Raw genomic sequence first — 15,108 nt, 5'->3', positions numbered from 1 at the left:
TACGCCGCTCGCCGGCGGATGCTGTTCGTGACCGGGGCGAGCGGCGGGTGTGACGCGGTGGCCGGTCATTCGTTGAAGTGGAAGTCAACGGGGTCGAGGCGAGATGTGGTGGGTCGAGTGCAGACGCTGGCGGAGCGGACGGCGACCGATGCCGGACCGGCCGAAACCGGATCCATCGGACCTGCCGATGTCGAGGCGGCGTTGCTGGCCAACTACCCGGCCCTGGTGCGCCTGGCCTACCTGATCCTGCCGCCCGCGCTCGGTCGGCACCGCCGGGTGCTGGCTGCGCACGGTGTCGTGCAGCGGGCCCTGCCCGACCGGCGCAAGCTGGAGCGCCTGCTGGCCAGGGAGACCGACGCTGCCGACTTCATCCGCCGCCGCGTGGTCCAGGACGCCGTCCGCCAGGCGCACGCCCGGACGTCGTTGCTGATGCTGCCGCAGGTGTGGGGACTTCGGTTGTTCCCCCGGTCCGGCGCGGCCGACGACCTCGCACTCGACCAGGTGATGGCCGGGTGTTCGCCGGAGGCCCGAGCGACCTGGGCGCTGGTCCGGATCGAGCGGCTCGACGTCGCCGAGACGGAGCGCCAGCTGCGAGCGATGGGCTTCGATCACGCCACCGGAGCGATCCGCGAGGCGGCGGAGCTGGACGAGAACGCCGTCGCCAGTGCCCGTGGGCCGCTGGACGCGCAGGTGTTCGACCCGTGCGCGGTCCGGCTCGCTCCCACCGACCTGCTGCGCCGGAGAGCTCGCGGTCGAGCCGTCGCCATCATCGTCACGACGATCCTGGCGGTGCTGATCCTGCTTTCGCTGCTGCTCACCGCAGGCCGGGACCAACCCGCGGAGGCGACGTCCGCCGTGACGCAGGGTAAGAGCCAGCTCAGCGCCGACGCCGTACGGCGTACTGGGGCTGTGGCGTGGCGGGACACAGCGCGAGTGGACTTCACGGCCTGGCCTGCGCGCGGCGGTCGGGTCGACGACCGCGAACTGCTGTCGAAGGCGCTCAACGCGTGGAGCGACGGGACGCTCATCACCGCTGTCGCCGGCACGTCCACCACCGCACCGGCCGAGGCCCCACAGCTCCTGTACGCCGGTGACGTCGACGGCGCGGCGGTCGTTCTCTTCCACGACGGCCGGCGGATCGCGCGCTACACGGATCGCGACGGCGGCAAGCTGGTCGTGGCCCGGACCGACGACGCCGACGTGACGACGGCCGCCGCGGTCGCGATCAGCGACGTCCCGCGCGGCGTGCGTTTCCTGACCGCGCCATGGGTCGCGACCGTCGGGCTGCGCGACCTCAAGGACCCCGACGCGCCGACCGCCAAACTGCCCTGGGCGGACGGCATCACCGGCCCGGTCAAGCCGCCGGCCGGCGACTGCTCGTCCTGGCCCGCGCTGCAACTGCGGTCGTCGGAAGCGATCGCCGAGAAGCACTCCTTCCTGGTGACCCACCTGGGCGGCCTCTCGCCGGTGCACCTCACCTACCTGCCGCCGCCGTCGTTCGGTGCCGCGCGTTCGCCGCGGGAGGCGACGAGCGGGGCCGCGCTGGTCGGCTGGTCACGGACCGTCTGCGGGCTGCGATCCCTGCAGGACAGGGGCGTCAAGTCCGCTAACAACTGGACATTCGCCGAACAGCAACTGCCCGACGGCACCTACGGCAGCTGGGTCTGCACCCGCTCCGACAGCTGGGCAGGCAGCGGCTGGGCCAGCGTCAAGCTGTTCCCCGCCGGACTGTCCGGCGGCCGCGCGACGAACACGGCGATCTGCAGCCGCTTCGACCAGAACGTGCTGGCCACGACCGCCTGGACCTCGCCCACCGGTACGACGTACTTGCTCGCCGCCGGCAGCCGGAACGTGGACCGGCTGACCATCGGCTCGCAATCCGTTCCCGGTGCAGTGGCAGCGGTTCCCGGCCGGATCGCCTCCCGGGTCAGCGGCCACCTCAGCACCGGCGGGACCATCACGCCGCTGATGAAGTGAGCTTCAGCCAGGCCCGAGCGTGTGCGACCGGTCGAGCAGGCTCCGCATCGCACGATGGAACTCGGTCTTCTGCTCCGGCGTCCAGCGTTCGGTGAGCTGGTCGAACATCGTCTCCTGCCAGCGGTGCGCGTCCTGCAGCAGCTCCAGGCCGGCGGGAGTGATCGAGACGTCGCGGCGCCTCGCGTCGTCAGCCGCGGGCCTCAGCGCCAGATAGCCGGCGCTGACCGCGTCCTTCACCAGCCGTGACGCGCCGCTCTGGTCGATACCGATCTCGCGGGCGACGGCGTTGATCGTCGCCGTTCCCCGGCCGCTGAGGGCGTGCACGGCCTCGGTGACGAGGACCTGACGTCCGCGCTGCGCCACCTGCCCGTCGCCGGCGGCGTTCCACCGCCGGGACCAGTGCCGGACGAAGGCGAACAGTGTTTGCCCAGGGCCCGTATCCGGTGCCGGTGCTTCGGTGTCGCTCATTCCGTCGCGGCCAGTTCGCGGCAGATGTAGGCCAGGTCCAGGGCAGCGGCGAGGTCCGGCAGCCGGAGAGCGGCCGAGACCACGTCGCCGGTGACCCTGAAGACCGTGGCCACCCGAGTCGGCGCGGTGCTGTCCGGCCAGGTCGCGTCCTGCTCGACCACCATCAGGCGCTCGCTGATGGGATGCCACGACCGCGGCACCAACCGGATGCCGGACCGGGTCACCCAGTCCGCGAACTCGCCGGGACCGATCGGCCCCGCTCCGCGCGGGCCCAGGACCACGATCGGGTCACTGACCGCCGCTTCGGCTTTGACCACATCCCCTTCGTTGACTGCCGTGTGCCACCGATCGAGCGCTGATTCCAGGACTGATTCCATGCCGAGTAATATATGCGATTCGCATAGATATAGCGAGGCTGTCCTCCGTTTCCCTCACGTGACGTATTGACCGGATTACGCACAGCGCCCTACGTTGCCATGCAAGCGCTCTCTTCCACCGCCCAGGGAGATTCCGATGCTCGCTGCTCTGCTTGCCCTGACAACGCTGTCGGCCCCGCTCGGTGCGCCGACCCCGCCCCCGAGCACTCCGGCGGTGACGATGTCCACCCAGGCCACGATCTGCAACAAGTACTGCGACGCGCGCGATCCGGCGCTGTCGCCGGGAGACCGGTCACCGGTGAGCGCGAGTCTGTTCGGCCGCACGCTGCGATTGCACTTCGACGACGCCGACGCGATGGGGTGGGCCTCGATCAGCACCGGCTCACCAGGTGACGAGGTGTGGCTGGACCGCTCGTTCGACGGCGGCCGGACCTGGACGTCGGGCAGCCGGCTCGGCAGCACCGCGATCCCGGCCGGGCAGTCCGGCTGGCGCACGCAGATGTACAACGTCGACGACTGGAACAACCACGGCGTCGGCGCCCTACGCGCGTGCGGCAAGGCCGCCGACCGCCCCGACATCGCCTGTACGCCGTGGGCGCGCACGACCTGGAACGCCGGCGACCGGCGGACAGCCGCCGCGACCGCGCAGATGCAGTTCTACAACTACAGCACCGGGTTGTTCGACACGACCGGCTGGTGGAACTCCGCGAACGCGCTGAACGCCGTCATCGACAACGCCCGGGTGACCGGGATGGGCAGCTACCGGTACGCGATCGCGCGCACCTACGACCTCAACCTCGGTGCCCACCAGGGCCAGTTCCGCAACGACTACCTCGACGACACCGGTTGGTGGGGACTCGCCTGGATCGCGGCGTACGACCTGACCGGGGAAGCGCGTTACCTGCAGACCGCCCGGGCGGACGCCGACCACATGGCGGCGTACTGGGACAACACCTGCGGCGGCGGAGTCTGGTGGAGCCAGGCCAAGACCTACAAGAACGCGATCACGAACTCGCTCTACATCCAGCTCAGCGCCGCGCTGCACAACCGGATCGCCGGTGACACGACCTACCTGCAGCGGGCGCAGGCGGGGTGGACGTGGTTCCAGCAGACCGGGATGATCAACGGCTCGAACCTGGTCAACGACGGCATCGACCTGTCCACCTGCAAGAACAACGGCGACGTCGCCTGGACCTACAACCAGGGCGTGCTGATCGGCGCGCTGACCGAGCTGTCGAAGGCCGCGAACAACTCGGCGTACCTGACCCGTGCGCGGCAGCTCGCCGACGCGGCGACCACGTCGTCGTCGCTGCACACCGCCGACGGGATCCTGCGGGAGCCCTGCGAGTCGGGCGACTGCGGTGGTGACGGCCCGTCGTTCAAGGGCGCACACGTCCGCGGCCTCGGCAAGCTCAACGCCGCGCTGGCCGATCGCCCGTACACGGCGTACCTGCGCCGACAGGCCGACCGGGCGTTCGCCAGCGACCGGACGGCGATGGACCAGTACGGCTTGCGCTGGTACGGGCCGATCGACAAGCTCGACGCCGCCCGCCAGCACAGCGCGCTCGACCTGCTGAACGCAACGCCCTGAGCGGCGATGCGGTTTTGCTCCCGGTGTCTACCCTGGCTCGGTGGATCGCCGGGAGCTGCTGCTGGAAGTACGACGAACCCGCAACGACTGCGTGTTCGGCCTCCGGCTCACCCTCGACGCGCAGCGCGGCGAGCGCGGGATCGCCTTCGCCGAAAGTTACGACTACCTGCCCCTGCCCGGCGATCCCGGGCGCGAGTACATCTACTCCGTCTACGCCCCGTACGACGCCCTCGGCCCGCTCACCGCGTACTTCGAGCAGCTGCTCGGGCAGACGTTCGACGGCACGCCGGCCGACCGCTTCGTCGCCTGCTTCCACGCGCTGGTCGCCGCCGGCGAACTCGGCGACAACCTCGCCCTGCAGGAGAACCACCGCCGCGTCGCCACCTGGTGCGAGGCCGCCGGCATCCCCGCCGAGAGCGAAACCTTCTCCTGGATCAACTCGGACTGAGCCCAGGCGATTCGGCTCAGGCAGGAAGCTGAAGGCGCCCGATCCGAAGACGCCAGTGCCGGCCTTCGCGCAGGTGACCGACGATCGCGCGCTGCAGACGGGTTACCTGCGGGAGACTGTCGAGGTCTGGAAGGCGATGCCCGAAGACGGACTGGAGGATGTCGCCGTCGCCGTCGGCGTCGTCGATCGCGGGCTCGAGGGTGAAACGGCGCTGGAAGCGGACAATGTTGCAGTCCGCCGGCAAGTACTCCGCCAACTGCTCGTCCAGCAACCAGGACCGGCAAACAGCCTGGTCCGGCGTGAGCTGGCGGGCGAAGTGCCTGGCGAAGAACGGCTTCGCGGCCGCGAGGGACTCGTCGCAGGCGGTGGGGTCCAGCGGGCCGTCGCCCGGGACGTGAAGGTCGAGGACGGGCTGACCGGCGTACTGGGTGCGCTCGAACTGCAACCGGCCGAGGCGGTAGAGCGTGCCGGAGAAGTGCCGGACGAGCCAGTCCTGCTCGTCGAGCCCGCCAGTGCCGTGGGTGATCCGGTGCGCGGTGAGCTTGGCGCCGAGGTCGGACAGAGTCGCACGGGAGACGTCCTCCGGTACGCGGTGCGCGCTGTGCCAGGCGCGAATGTCGGGGAGCACGCCGAGGAAGACGTGCACGAAGAAGTACGGGCTCTGCGCAGGCAGATCCGGCCAGGACAAGGACTCCGATGTCCCGACGGCCCGGCGCAGTACGTCGCACGCGCGCGCCAGGGCCTCCGGATCCGGCCGGGCAGCGGCGATCGGGGGCAGGTCCTCCGCCGGGAGCTGCAGCCATGTCGTAGGGGACGGCATGGGACCCACTGTGCACGAGTGGTGAGGTGGTCACAGGTGTCACAGGGGCGGAGGGTGTCTCGTCTCGGGGGCATGACGAACTTGGAGCAGACCTCGGTGCTGATCACCGGAGGCAACAAAGGACTGGGGGTACGAGGCAGCGCGGCGGCTCGGTGAGCAGGGGTGGACGGTCTTCCTCGGCTCGCGGGACGAAGGGCGGGGACGGGCAGCGGCCGACAAGTTGGCTGCCGCAGGAGTGAACGTGGTGATGGTCCCGCTGGACGTGACGTCGGACGAGTCGGTGGCCGACGCGGTCCGGCTCGTGCAGGAGCACACCGATCGGCTCGACGTGCTGATCAACAACGCCGGCGCTCCCGGAAAGGGCGTGCCGCCGGCGGACGCGACGGCCGACGAGATCCACTCCGTCTACGACACGAACGTGTACGGACCGGTCAGAGTGACGCACGCGTTCCTTCCGCTGCTGCAGGCGGCGCAGAACCCCCGGGTGGTGATGGTGTCCAGCGGCGTCGGCTCGTTCGCCGTGGTGACCGATCCGGATCAGCCTGTCTCCGCATTCCACGAACTGGCCTACAGCTCGTCGAAAGCGGCGCTGAACATGATCACCGTGCGGTACGCCCAGGCGCTGCCGGGCATCAAGTTCAACCTCGCCACGCCCGGCGAGATCGCGACCAAGAAGTTCGCCGCGACCGACATGAACAATCACACCGGCGCGCTGACGGTCACCGAGGGCACCGACTCGATCCTGCGCCTCGCGACGCTCGACGCCGACGGGCCCACCGGAATCTTCGTCGACCGCCTCGGCCCTGTGGCCTGGTGACGGCCTGACCGGCTCAGGGCGGATCACCCGGATCCTCCCTGAGCCGGCTGGTTCCGGCCGATCAGTCCGCGAGCCGACGGGTCCGCTGCAGCTCACGGGTGATCGCCCAGGCGTCACCCACCGGACCGACGTGCCCGAGCTTGTCGGGATTGAGCACCGACCGGATCGTCTGGATCCGGCCGTCCACGGTGTCGAGCGCGAACGTGCTGACCACCCTGCCGTCCCGGTCGCGGAGAATCGCGCCCGGCTGGCCGTTCAGCTCACGCAGCTCCACCCGCGCCTCGATCCGGTCCAGCACCGGGAAGATCGAGGCGAGCAGCCGGGCCACGTTGTCGGCACCGACCACAGTCCTGGCCAGGGCCGGCGCCTTGCCTCCCCCGTCCCCGACCATCCGCACGTCGGCCGCCAGCAACTCCCGTACGCCGTCGATGTCGCCGTCGCGGAGCGCGTCGAAGAACCGCGCGGCCAGTTCCTCGCGCTCCCGGCGGTCCGCGTGGAACCGGGGGCGTCCCAGCTCCATGTGGCGTCGCGCCCGGACCGCCAACTGACGGCAGGCCGCCTCCGAGCGCCCGACGGCGGCGGCGACCTCGGGAAAGCCGAACCCGAACACGTCCCGCAGCACGAAGACCGCCCGTTCCAGCGGGGACAGGCGCTCGAGCAGCAGCAGGGCCGCCATCGACACCGAGTCCGCCAGTTCCGCCGACCGCTCGGGATCCTCGTACGGGTCGGTGAGCAGCGGCTCGGGGAACCACTGCCCGACGTACGTCTCCCGCCGGACCCGCGCCGAACGCAGGACGTCGATCGAGATGCGGGCGACCACCGCGGACAGGTACGCCTTGACCGACGCGGGTTGCGTCGGGGACGACTCGTAGCGCAGCCAGGTCTCCTGGACCGCGTCCTCCGCCTCGGCCACGCTGCCGAGGATCCGGTACGCGATCGAGAACAGCAGCGCGCGCAGCTCCTGGAACTCCTCGGCCCGGGTCACGCGTGCTTTTCGGCGAAGCCCTGCCGCCACGACGGGTAGCGCAGCTCCCAGCCGAGCTCCCGCTTGGCTTTGGCGTTCGAGAACGCACGCCCCTCGGTCATCATGCCGACCACCATCTCACCGGCCAGCAGCCGAGCCAGCCAGGCCGGAAGCCGCCGCGGTGGTTTCGCCCCGGCGCACTCGGCGAGGTACGGCAGCCACGCGCTGACCGGAGCAGGCTCGTCGTCGACGATGTTGAACACGCCCGTCACCTTCTGCTCCACCGCCAGCACGGTGGCGCTCGCCGCGTCGTCGACGTGCACCCACGAGAAGAAGCCGGTCCCCGTTCCGACGAGCGGGAACAGCCGCTTCCGGACCAGCTCGAGCTGATCGTCGTTGGCGCCCGGCCCGTAGAAGCCGCCGTACCGCAGGACCGCGCCGCCGGCCCCGACCACCGCCTGCTCGAGGTGGTGCATCGCGTGGGTGCCCGGTATCACCTCCAGCGGGTCCTGCTCGGTCTTGACCCATCCGCCCGTGCGGATCCCGTTCATGCTGGCGTGCCCCTGCGAGACGACGTGGGCCACTCCGGTCGCGTCGGCCGCGGCCAGCAGGTGGTCCACTCCTTCGGACCGAAGCCGGTTGGTGCGGGCGAAGAAGCGGTCGGCGTTACGCAGGGTGGGCTTGCCCGCGTGCGTCGTGGACAGCGCCGTCATCTGGTTCACGATGGTGTCCGGCCTGGCCGCCGCAACGGCCTCACCGACCGAGGCGGCATCCAGGCCGTCCATCACCACTCCTTCCGCGCCCAACTGCTCCAGCAACCCGAGCTTGCCCGCGGTGGTCGTCGTCGCCGTCACCTGATGGCCACGGGCCACCAGCTGCGGCACCAGACGACGTCCGAGGACGCCCGTTCCACCTGCCACGAACACTCGCATCTCGTCGACCTCCCGAATCCGGTACTTGCTGCCGGCCCCGAGACGAGACAGCCGGAGATGCTGTGACACGGGCGGCCCGGGGTGGCACGTCTTCACGACCGCACCGGCAACGGGCCGGCGCCGTGACCGACCGGTGGTGCCATGATGTCCGGCATGGAGCTGAAGATGTCGGCGTCGTACGACGCCACCCCCGAAGAAGTCTTCGCCATCGTCACCGACGCCACCTTTCGCGAGCAGGCCTGCGAGAAGACCAAGGCGCTGTCGTACGACGTCAAGGTGAGCTCGACCGGTGGCGACACGGTGGTCCGGGTCGAGCGGAAGATGCCGGCCGACGACGTGCCGGACATCGCCCGCAAGTTCGTCGGCGAGACGCTGACCGTGGTGCAGACCGAGACCTGGCACGCGCCGAACGCCGACGGGTCCCGTGACGCCGACGTGCGCGGCGAGATCACCAACACCCCGGTCACCCTGAAGGGCACCGCGTCGATCCGGCCCGACGGCGCGGGCGCGGTGCAGGCGATCGAGCTGGACGTGAAGGTCGCCGTCCCGCTGATCGGCAAGAAGATCGAGCCGTTCGTCGTCGACGCGGTCCGCTCCGGCCTGGCCAAGGAGCACGAGCTCGGCCGCGAGTGGCACGACGGCACCAACTGACGACCGCCCGACCTGTCCCGGCCCCGTGCTCACCACGCGGGGCCGTGTCGTTGCCGCACCGACGCGACTGCTGGTGGCACTCTGGAGTCGGCCAGTCACCGGAGGTGAGCCTGTCGTGCAAAGGCAACGAGGAAATGTCGCACTGCCCGGCGAGGACGCGCACTACTGCGTGTTCTGCGAGGCGGTGGTGCTGTTCGAGCGGATCGAGGCCGGGGACCACCCGGTGGACGACCCGGCCGGCGAGTGGGTCTGCGTCAGCTGCGGGACAGCGCTGCTGATCGGACCTCCCCTGCACCTCGACCGAACGGCCTGAGACCGCCGGTCCGGGTTTCGCACCACCCTCGGCAGGGCGCGGATGCCGGCTCCCCTGCTGTCGGCATCCGCACCCTTCGGCTCGGGACTACAACGGCGGACCGAAGCCGCAGAGCACCGGCCGGGCTCGCGCCGGGTCCAGCGCGTTCGCGACCAGCTGCGCGACCGTCGGGTCGAAGGCGAGCCCGACGTGGCCGACCGGGTCGAGCGGGCAGACGTCCTGGACGAACAGGTTCCGCACCCCGCTCTCCCGGATGAACGACGTCTCGTGCGGTGTCACCAGGGCGTCGAGACGCGACGCGATCACCGTGTACCGCACCCCCGGCTGGGCGATCGGTCCGGCGGTCAGCTGCTCGACGGCCGCGCCGCCGACGATGAGCTCGTCGCAGGCCGGGCAGCCGAAGTCGCGCAGCACCTGGTCGACCAGCGGCCGCAGCCCGAGGTAGTCGCCGACGCTGACCAGCCCGGCGAACGTCGTACCGTGCGTCGGCGGGGCGAGCGCGACCACCTTGCCGACCTTGGCGGCGTAGCCGCGGACCTTCGGGCCGTAGATGCTCTGGAAACCGCCTTCGGAGTGGCCGACGAGATCGACCTTCGCGGCTCCGGTCGCGGTCCGGACCCGGTCGACGAAGGCCTCGATCTCGGCCGACGACCGGCTGATCGAGACCGTGCCGCCGACCGGGATCGCCGGCGTCGCCTGGCCGTAGGTGAGGGTGAAGGCGCAGTAGCCCCGGGCCGCGAGGTACGGGCCGAGGTAGGAGTAGTTGCCCGGGCCGTTGCCGCCGAGGCCGTGCAGCAGCACGAGCGGGTGGGGATGGGCCGCGGACGGCTTGCAGGCCCAGTTGTCGAAGCCCGCGGACGGCGCGTCGGCCGCGCTCGTCGGACCGGTGCTCGTACTGGCGCTGGTACCCGCGCTCGCCGTACCGGCGGTGACGGCGAGCAGGACGGCGGCGAGGGCACCGGCCGTCGCTCGTCGGAGCAGTGTTCTCATCGGGGCTCCTGAGGGGCTGTGTCGTTCGGTGACGACGAGGTGACCGACAGTGCAGCACGTCGACGGGCTTGCGACAAGACCTCGTGTTGAGAATCGGTGCGACTGGTCACGAACCGGACGCGCGGGGTAACGTCCGCGCATGGGCCGAGTGATCAGGGGTCTCGACGCGGAGCAGCGCCGCGCGGAACGCCGGGAACAGCTGCTGGACGCCGCGCTCGACCTGTTCGCCGCCCAGGGCTACGCGAACACCTCGATCGAGCAGATCTGCACCACGGCGTACGTCGGGACCAAGAGCTTCTACGAGGTCTTCGAGAGCCGTGAGGACTGCTACGTCGCGCTGCTCAAACGTACGTCCGAGCGGCTCGAACAGGGCATGATGGAGCTTGCCGCGGCGAACGCGGACCGCAGCGAGCGCGAGGTCGCGCCCCGGCTGCTCGCCGCGTTCGCGCACGCGCTGGTGGACGATCCTCGCCTCGCCCGGGTCACCTTCGGCCAGGCCGGCGGCATCTCCAGCACGGTCGAGCGCCAGCGCCGGACCAACCGCCGCTGGGCGGCCGGCTTTCTCGAACAGCTCTGGGACCGCTACGACGGTCCGCCGGACGAGGCGGACCGCCGGGCCCGGCGCGGCGTCGCGATCGGCCTGATCGGCGGCCTGTTCGACCAGATCTCCGACTGGCTGCTCGACGCGAACCTGCGCGACGAGAACCACCTCGAGGACCTGATCGACGACATGACCACCTTCTACATCACCGTCCGCCGGGGCCTGGTCACCGACCGCTGACGCCTACAGCACGGACGAGCTCTTCGCCCGGGTCCGCGGCGCGGCAACGAACCGGGCGGCGATGCTGACCGCGCATCGCCGCCTGCGGCAGGTCGGGGGCAGCTCCTGCGGGGAGCTGCCGAATCAGCCCTGGTGGGGGTAGCGGTAGTCGGTCGGCGGGACGAAGGTCTCCTTCATCGACCGGGGGCTGGCCCAGCGGATCAGGTTCCACATCGAGCCGGCCTTGTCGTTGGTGCCGCTGGCCCGGGACCCGCCGAACGGCTGCTGGCCGACGACCGCGCCGGTCGGCTTGTCGTTGACGTAGAAGTTGCCGGCGGCGAACCGCAGGTGGTCGCTGGCCGCCGCGATCGCGTGCCGGTCCTGCGCGATCACCGCGCCGGTCAGCCCGTACGGCGCGGCGCTCTCCATCGCCCGCAGCACGTTGTCGTAGTCGGCGTCGTCGTAGACGTGCACGCCGAGGATCGGGCCGAAGTACTCGGTGGTGAAGACCTCGTCGGTCGGGTCGTCGGAGACCAGCAGCGTCGGGCGGATGAAGTAGCCCTGGCTGTCGTCGTACGTGCCGCCGGCCAGGACCTCGATCGCGTCGGACTGCTGGGCCCGGTCGATCGCGGTCTTGTGCTTGGCGAAGGCCCGGTCGTCGATCACCGCGCCGAGGAAGTTCGACAGGTCGGTGACGTCGCCCATCGTCAGTGCGTCGGTCTCGGCGGCCAGGTCGTCGCGGATCTTGTCCCAGACCGAGCGGGCGACGTACGAGCGGCTGGCGGCCGAGCACTTCTGGCCCTGGTACTCGAACGCGCCGCGCACCATCGCGGTCTTCAGCACCGCCGGGTCGGCCGACGGGTGCGCCAGGATGAAGTCCTTGCCGCCGGTCTCGCCGACCAGCCGCGGGTAGGTCCGGTACGACGCGACGTTGGCGCCGACGGTCGACCACAGGCTCTGGAACGTCTTGGTCGAGCCGGTGAAGTGGATGCCGGCCAGGTCCGGGTGGGTCAGCACGGCCTTGCTCACGTCGAGGCCGTCGCCGGTGACCAGGTTGATCACGCCGGCCGGCAGTCCGGCGGCCTCGAACAGCCGCATCGTCCAGTGCGCCGCGAACTGCTGGGTCGGCGACGGCTTCCAGACCACCGTGTTGCCCATCAGCGCGGGCGCGGTCGGCAGGTTGCCGGCGATCGCGGTGAAGTTGAACGGGGTGATCGCGTAGACGAAGCCCTCCAGCGGGCGGTAGTCGACCCGGTTCCACACGCCCGGTGAGCTGATCGGCTGGTCGCTGACGATCTGGCGCGCGAACGCGACGTTGAAGCGCAGGAAGTCGATCAGCTCGCAGGCGGCGTCGATCTCGGCCTGCTGCGCGGTCTTGGACTGGCCGAGCATGGTCGCCGCGTTCAGGGTGTCGCGCCACGGGCCGGCCAGCAGATCGGCGGCCTTGAGGAAGATCGCCGCCCGGTCGTCGAAGGACAGCGAGCGCCAAGACGGGGCCGCCGCGAGCGCCGCCTCGACCGCGGCCCGGCCGTCGGCCTCGGTGCCGTTGCCCAGGGTGCCGAGCACGTGGGAGTGCTTGTGCGGCTGCACCACCTCGATCGTCGCGCCACCGCCGAGCCGCTGCTCACCGCCGATCGTGCAGGTCAGGTCGATCGGCCCGGCGGCGTTGAACTCCTTGAGCTTCGCCTCCAGCCCGGTCCGCTCGGGCGAACCCGGCGCGTATCCCTTGACGGGCTCGTTCGCGGGCGTCGGTACGGCGGTGACGGCATCCATGACTGCGGGGCTCCTCGATCGGTGGTGGGTACGCCGGTGGTGCGGGCCGCGGGGCCCGATCGGGGTCTGCCGCGACATCTTCGCGTCTTCATGCTGCCACGCCCACGCCCGGACCACGAAGCCGAGTGGTCCCGTCGGGGGGCTCATTGTGTGGAGCGGGCGTTCCACCTGCCGGTCCGGACCTGAGCGCACGCCCCTCCGAGACCTCGCGCGCCGGTCGGTAGATTGCCGGCATGGCAGGGATCGGGCACTTCGTCAGCGCGCAGGCCAGGGACGACTACCTCGCGCGGTACGACGCGCTGATCCGTGCGCTGCCGGGTGAGCCGGGGGCGGTCGACGCGGTGACGACGTTCGGCCAGGTGCGGGTCTTGCAGTTCCGGTCGGGCGGGGACGGGGTGCCGTTCGTGCTGCTGCACGGGCGGGGCGCCACGTCGGCGATGTGGCAGCCCAACCTGGCCGGCCTGACGGCGGCACGGCAGGTCTACGCGATCGACTGTCTGGGCGAGCCCGGGCGGAGCGTGCAGACCGTACCGATCCGGACCGCGGAGGACCAGGCGCTGTGGCTGCGGGAGACGCTGGACGAGCTCGGGGTCGGACGGGCTCATCTGGTCGGACTGTCCAGCGGCGGCTGGCTCGCGTTCAACCTTGCGCGGTACGCGCCGGAGCGGGCAGCGTCGGTCAGCCTGCTCGAGCCCGCGAACGTGCTGGCGAAGTTCGCGCCGAAGTTCCTGCTCGGCGGGTTCACGATGCTGCCGGGGGTGCCGGGAGGCGTGGGTGAACGGTTCCTCGGGTGGGTGTCGGGTGGCGCGGCGATGGATCAGCCGATCATGCGGCTGCTGACCCAGGGGCAGCGCGACTACCGCATGAGGTTGCCGTCGCCGGAGTACGTGACCGACGACGTGCTGCGATCGGTCCAGGTGCCGGTGCTCGCGCTCATCGGCGGACGCAGCGTGGTGCACAGTCCGCAGGTCGCGGTGCGGCGGGCCCAGACGCTGCTTCCGGACGTCGAGGCCGAGCTCTGGCCGGAGGCGAGCCATGCCCTTCCGGGCGAGTTCCCGGCGCAGGTGAACGCGCGGATCATCCGCTTCGCAGCCGGCCACTGACCGGCGGCACGGACGGGCCCCCAACGGCCGATGTGTTCGGCCAGGCTGAGGGGCCAAGCGCTGATCCCGCGACCGGCTCCCAAGGAAGGGAGGCCGGCCGCGGACTGCCGAGCTGTGACCGGGTCAGGCGGACTTCTTGGTGGCCTTCTTGGCAGCGGTCTTCTTGGCCGGCGCCTTCTTCGCGGCGGCGGTCTTCTTGGCCGGCGCGGCCTTCTTCGCAGCGGGCGCCTTCTTCGCCGGCGCGGCCTTCTTTGCCGGTTCACCGTCGGCGGACGCACCGCCACCGGCGCGGCGGGCCTTCGCAGCCTCCACCGAAGCGCGCAGCGCGGCAACCAGGTCGACGACTTCGGCGCCCTCCGGCTCCTCCTCCTCGGTCTCCGGCATCGGTACGCCGGCCGCCTTCGCCTCGACGACCTGCTCCAGCGCCTGCCGGTACTCGTCGTGGTACTGGTCCGGGTCGAACTCGCCGCGCAGGGTGTCGATGTACGACTCGGCCATCGCCTTCTCCTGCTTGCGGATCTCGACGTCCTCGGGCGGCGCCGCGAAGGCGGAGTCGCGCACCTCGTCCGGCCACAGCATCACCTGAAGCACCAGCACGTTGTCGTGCGTGCGCAGCAGGCCGAGGCTCTCCCGGGACCGCAGCGCCACCTTGACCAGCGCGTACAGCTCCGACCCCTCGAGCGCGTCGCGCAGCAGCACGTACGGCTTGCCGCCGGGACCGCCGTCGGCGGCCAGGTAGTACGACTTGCCGAGGTAGAGCGGGTCGACCTGGTCGGCCGGCACGAACTCCAGCACGTCGATGACCTTCTTGCTGGACAGCGGCAGGTCGGCGAAGTCGTCCGGCTCCAGCACCACCATCCGGCCGTCGGCCATTTCGTAGCCCTTGCCGATGTCGGAGTACGGCACCTCCTCGCCGCACTCGGAGCAGACCCGCTTGTACCGGATCCGGCCGCCGTCGGCGACGTGCACCTGCCGGAAGGAGATGTCCTTCTCCTCGGTCGCGGAGTACACCTTGATCGGGATCGTCACCATCCCGAACGAGATGGCGCCCTTCCAGATCGCCTGCATCGCCATCAGCTCCTGTCAGCTCGGCCGGCCGGACCGTCCAGGTCCCACCGGCGCTT

General features: G+C 70.8%; 15 protein-coding genes and 1 pseudogene. 8 read left to right on the top strand and 8 right to left on the bottom strand.

From position 1 onward, the window contains the following. Window positions 1-117 precede the first annotated feature (117 nt). On the top strand, window positions 118-1,977 hold the full coding sequence (locus tag KFLA_RS08265; protein WP_049797287.1) for a hypothetical protein: 1,860 nt from the start codon (window positions 118-120) through the stop codon (window positions 1,975-1,977). A gap of 3 nt (window positions 1,978-1,980) precedes the next feature. On the opposite strand, the gene KFLA_RS08260 is transcribed toward KFLA_RS08265, so the two are convergent. Together KFLA_RS08260 and KFLA_RS08255 are read right to left on the bottom strand one after the other, a co-directional pair. Next, window positions 1,981-2,445 carry a MarR family winged helix-turn-helix transcriptional regulator gene (locus tag KFLA_RS08260; protein ID WP_012919324.1) on the bottom strand — a complete coding sequence of 155 codons (465 nt, stop codon included), beginning with the start codon at window positions 2,443-2,445 and terminating at the stop codon, window positions 1,981-1,983. Then, the gene (locus tag KFLA_RS08255; RefSeq protein ID WP_012919323.1) at window positions 2,442-2,822 is read right to left on the bottom strand and encodes a hypothetical protein; all 381 of its coding nucleotides are present in this window, start codon (window positions 2,820-2,822) and stop codon (window positions 2,442-2,444) included. Before KFLA_RS08255 ends, KFLA_RS08260 begins: the two co-directional genes overlap by 4 nt. 136 nt (window positions 2,823-2,958) lie before the next feature. Between KFLA_RS08255 and KFLA_RS08250 the strand changes: the two genes are divergently transcribed. Together KFLA_RS08250 and KFLA_RS08245 are read left to right on the top strand one after the other, a co-directional pair. Continuing rightward, entirely contained in the window at window positions 2,959-4,413 is a 1,455-nt protein-coding gene (locus KFLA_RS08250) for a glycoside hydrolase family 76 protein (protein WP_012919322.1), read from the top strand. Window positions 4,414-4,453: 40 nt separating this feature from the next. Beyond that, entirely contained in the window at window positions 4,454-4,861 is a 408-nt protein-coding gene (locus tag KFLA_RS08245) for a hypothetical protein (RefSeq protein WP_012919321.1), read from the top strand. A gap of 16 nt (window positions 4,862-4,877) precedes the next feature. Here KFLA_RS08245 and KFLA_RS08240 read toward each other — a convergent pair whose 3' ends face one another. Next, window positions 4,878-5,681, bottom strand: a complete 804-nt coding sequence (locus tag KFLA_RS08240; RefSeq protein ID WP_012919320.1) for an acyltransferase domain-containing protein — start codon at window positions 5,679-5,681, stop codon at window positions 4,878-4,880. Between the two features lie 187 nt (window positions 5,682-5,868). On the opposite strand from KFLA_RS08240, the pseudogene KFLA_RS08235 reads away from it, so the two are divergent. Continuing rightward, window positions 5,869-6,498, top strand: a pseudogene (locus KFLA_RS08235) (SDR family NAD(P)-dependent oxidoreductase); the annotation flags it as partial. A gap of 61 nt (window positions 6,499-6,559) precedes the next feature. Here KFLA_RS08235 and KFLA_RS08230 read toward each other — a convergent pair. Both KFLA_RS08230 and KFLA_RS08225 read right to left on the bottom strand, forming a co-directional pair. Further along, on the bottom strand, window positions 6,560-7,483 hold the full coding sequence (locus KFLA_RS08230; protein ID WP_012919318.1) for an RNA polymerase sigma-70 factor: 924 nt from the start codon (window positions 7,481-7,483) through the stop codon (window positions 6,560-6,562). After that, a complete protein-coding gene (locus KFLA_RS08225) occupies window positions 7,480-8,394 on the bottom strand; it encodes an NAD-dependent epimerase/dehydratase family protein (RefSeq protein ID WP_012919317.1) in 915 nt (304 codons plus the stop codon). Before KFLA_RS08225 ends, KFLA_RS08230 begins: the two co-directional genes overlap by 4 nt. A 153-nt stretch (window positions 8,395-8,547) precedes the next feature. Between KFLA_RS08225 and KFLA_RS08220 the strand changes: the two genes are divergently transcribed. Both KFLA_RS08220 and KFLA_RS08215 read left to right on the top strand, forming a co-directional pair. Beyond that, window positions 8,548-9,045 carry a DUF2505 domain-containing protein gene (locus KFLA_RS08220; protein WP_148256577.1) on the top strand — a complete coding sequence of 166 codons (498 nt, stop codon included), beginning with the start codon at window positions 8,548-8,550 and terminating at the stop codon, window positions 9,043-9,045. Between the two features lie 115 nt (window positions 9,046-9,160). After that, window positions 9,161-9,358 (top strand): hypothetical protein, encoded by a 198-nt coding sequence (locus KFLA_RS08215; RefSeq protein ID WP_012919315.1) that lies wholly within the window; start codon window positions 9,161-9,163, stop codon window positions 9,356-9,358. A gap of 87 nt (window positions 9,359-9,445) precedes the next feature. Here the strand turns inward: KFLA_RS08215 and KFLA_RS08210 are convergent, their stop codons facing one another. Next, window positions 9,446-10,348, bottom strand: a complete 903-nt coding sequence (locus KFLA_RS08210; RefSeq protein WP_012919314.1) for a lipase family alpha/beta hydrolase — start codon at window positions 10,346-10,348, stop codon at window positions 9,446-9,448. Window positions 10,349-10,487: 139 nt separating this feature from the next. Here KFLA_RS08210 and KFLA_RS08205 point away from each other — a divergent pair, with 139 nt between their 5' ends. Further along, a complete protein-coding gene (locus KFLA_RS08205) occupies window positions 10,488-11,129 on the top strand; it encodes a TetR/AcrR family transcriptional regulator (RefSeq protein ID WP_012919313.1) in 642 nt (213 codons plus the stop codon). A 123-nt stretch (window positions 11,130-11,252) separates the two neighbouring features. On the opposite strand, the gene pruA is transcribed toward KFLA_RS08205, so the two are convergent. Beyond that, window positions 11,253-12,881: an L-glutamate gamma-semialdehyde dehydrogenase gene (gene pruA, locus KFLA_RS08200; protein WP_012919312.1), complete on the bottom strand. Its 1,629-nt coding sequence runs from the start codon at window positions 12,879-12,881 to the stop codon at window positions 11,253-11,255. A 233-nt stretch (window positions 12,882-13,114) separates the two neighbouring features. On the opposite strand from pruA, the gene KFLA_RS08195 reads away from it, so the two are divergent. Beyond that, a complete protein-coding gene (locus KFLA_RS08195) occupies window positions 13,115-13,984 on the top strand; it encodes an alpha/beta fold hydrolase (protein ID WP_012919311.1) in 870 nt (289 codons plus the stop codon). 123 nt (window positions 13,985-14,107) lie between these two features. On the opposite strand, the gene ku is transcribed toward KFLA_RS08195, so the two are convergent. Next, complete coding sequence (gene ku / locus KFLA_RS08190; protein ID WP_012919310.1) at window positions 14,108-15,052, bottom strand: non-homologous end joining protein Ku; 945 nt, start codon at window positions 15,050-15,052, stop codon at window positions 14,108-14,110. Window positions 15,053-15,108: the final 56 nt, after the last annotated feature.

The organism is Kribbella flavida DSM 17836 (genome assembly GCF_000024345.1).
Lineage (GTDB): Bacteria > Actinomycetota > Actinomycetes > Propionibacteriales > Kribbellaceae > Kribbella > Kribbella flavida.
Note: the sequence above shows the minus strand (reverse complement) of the source record. Positions and strands in the feature narration are given on the sequence as shown.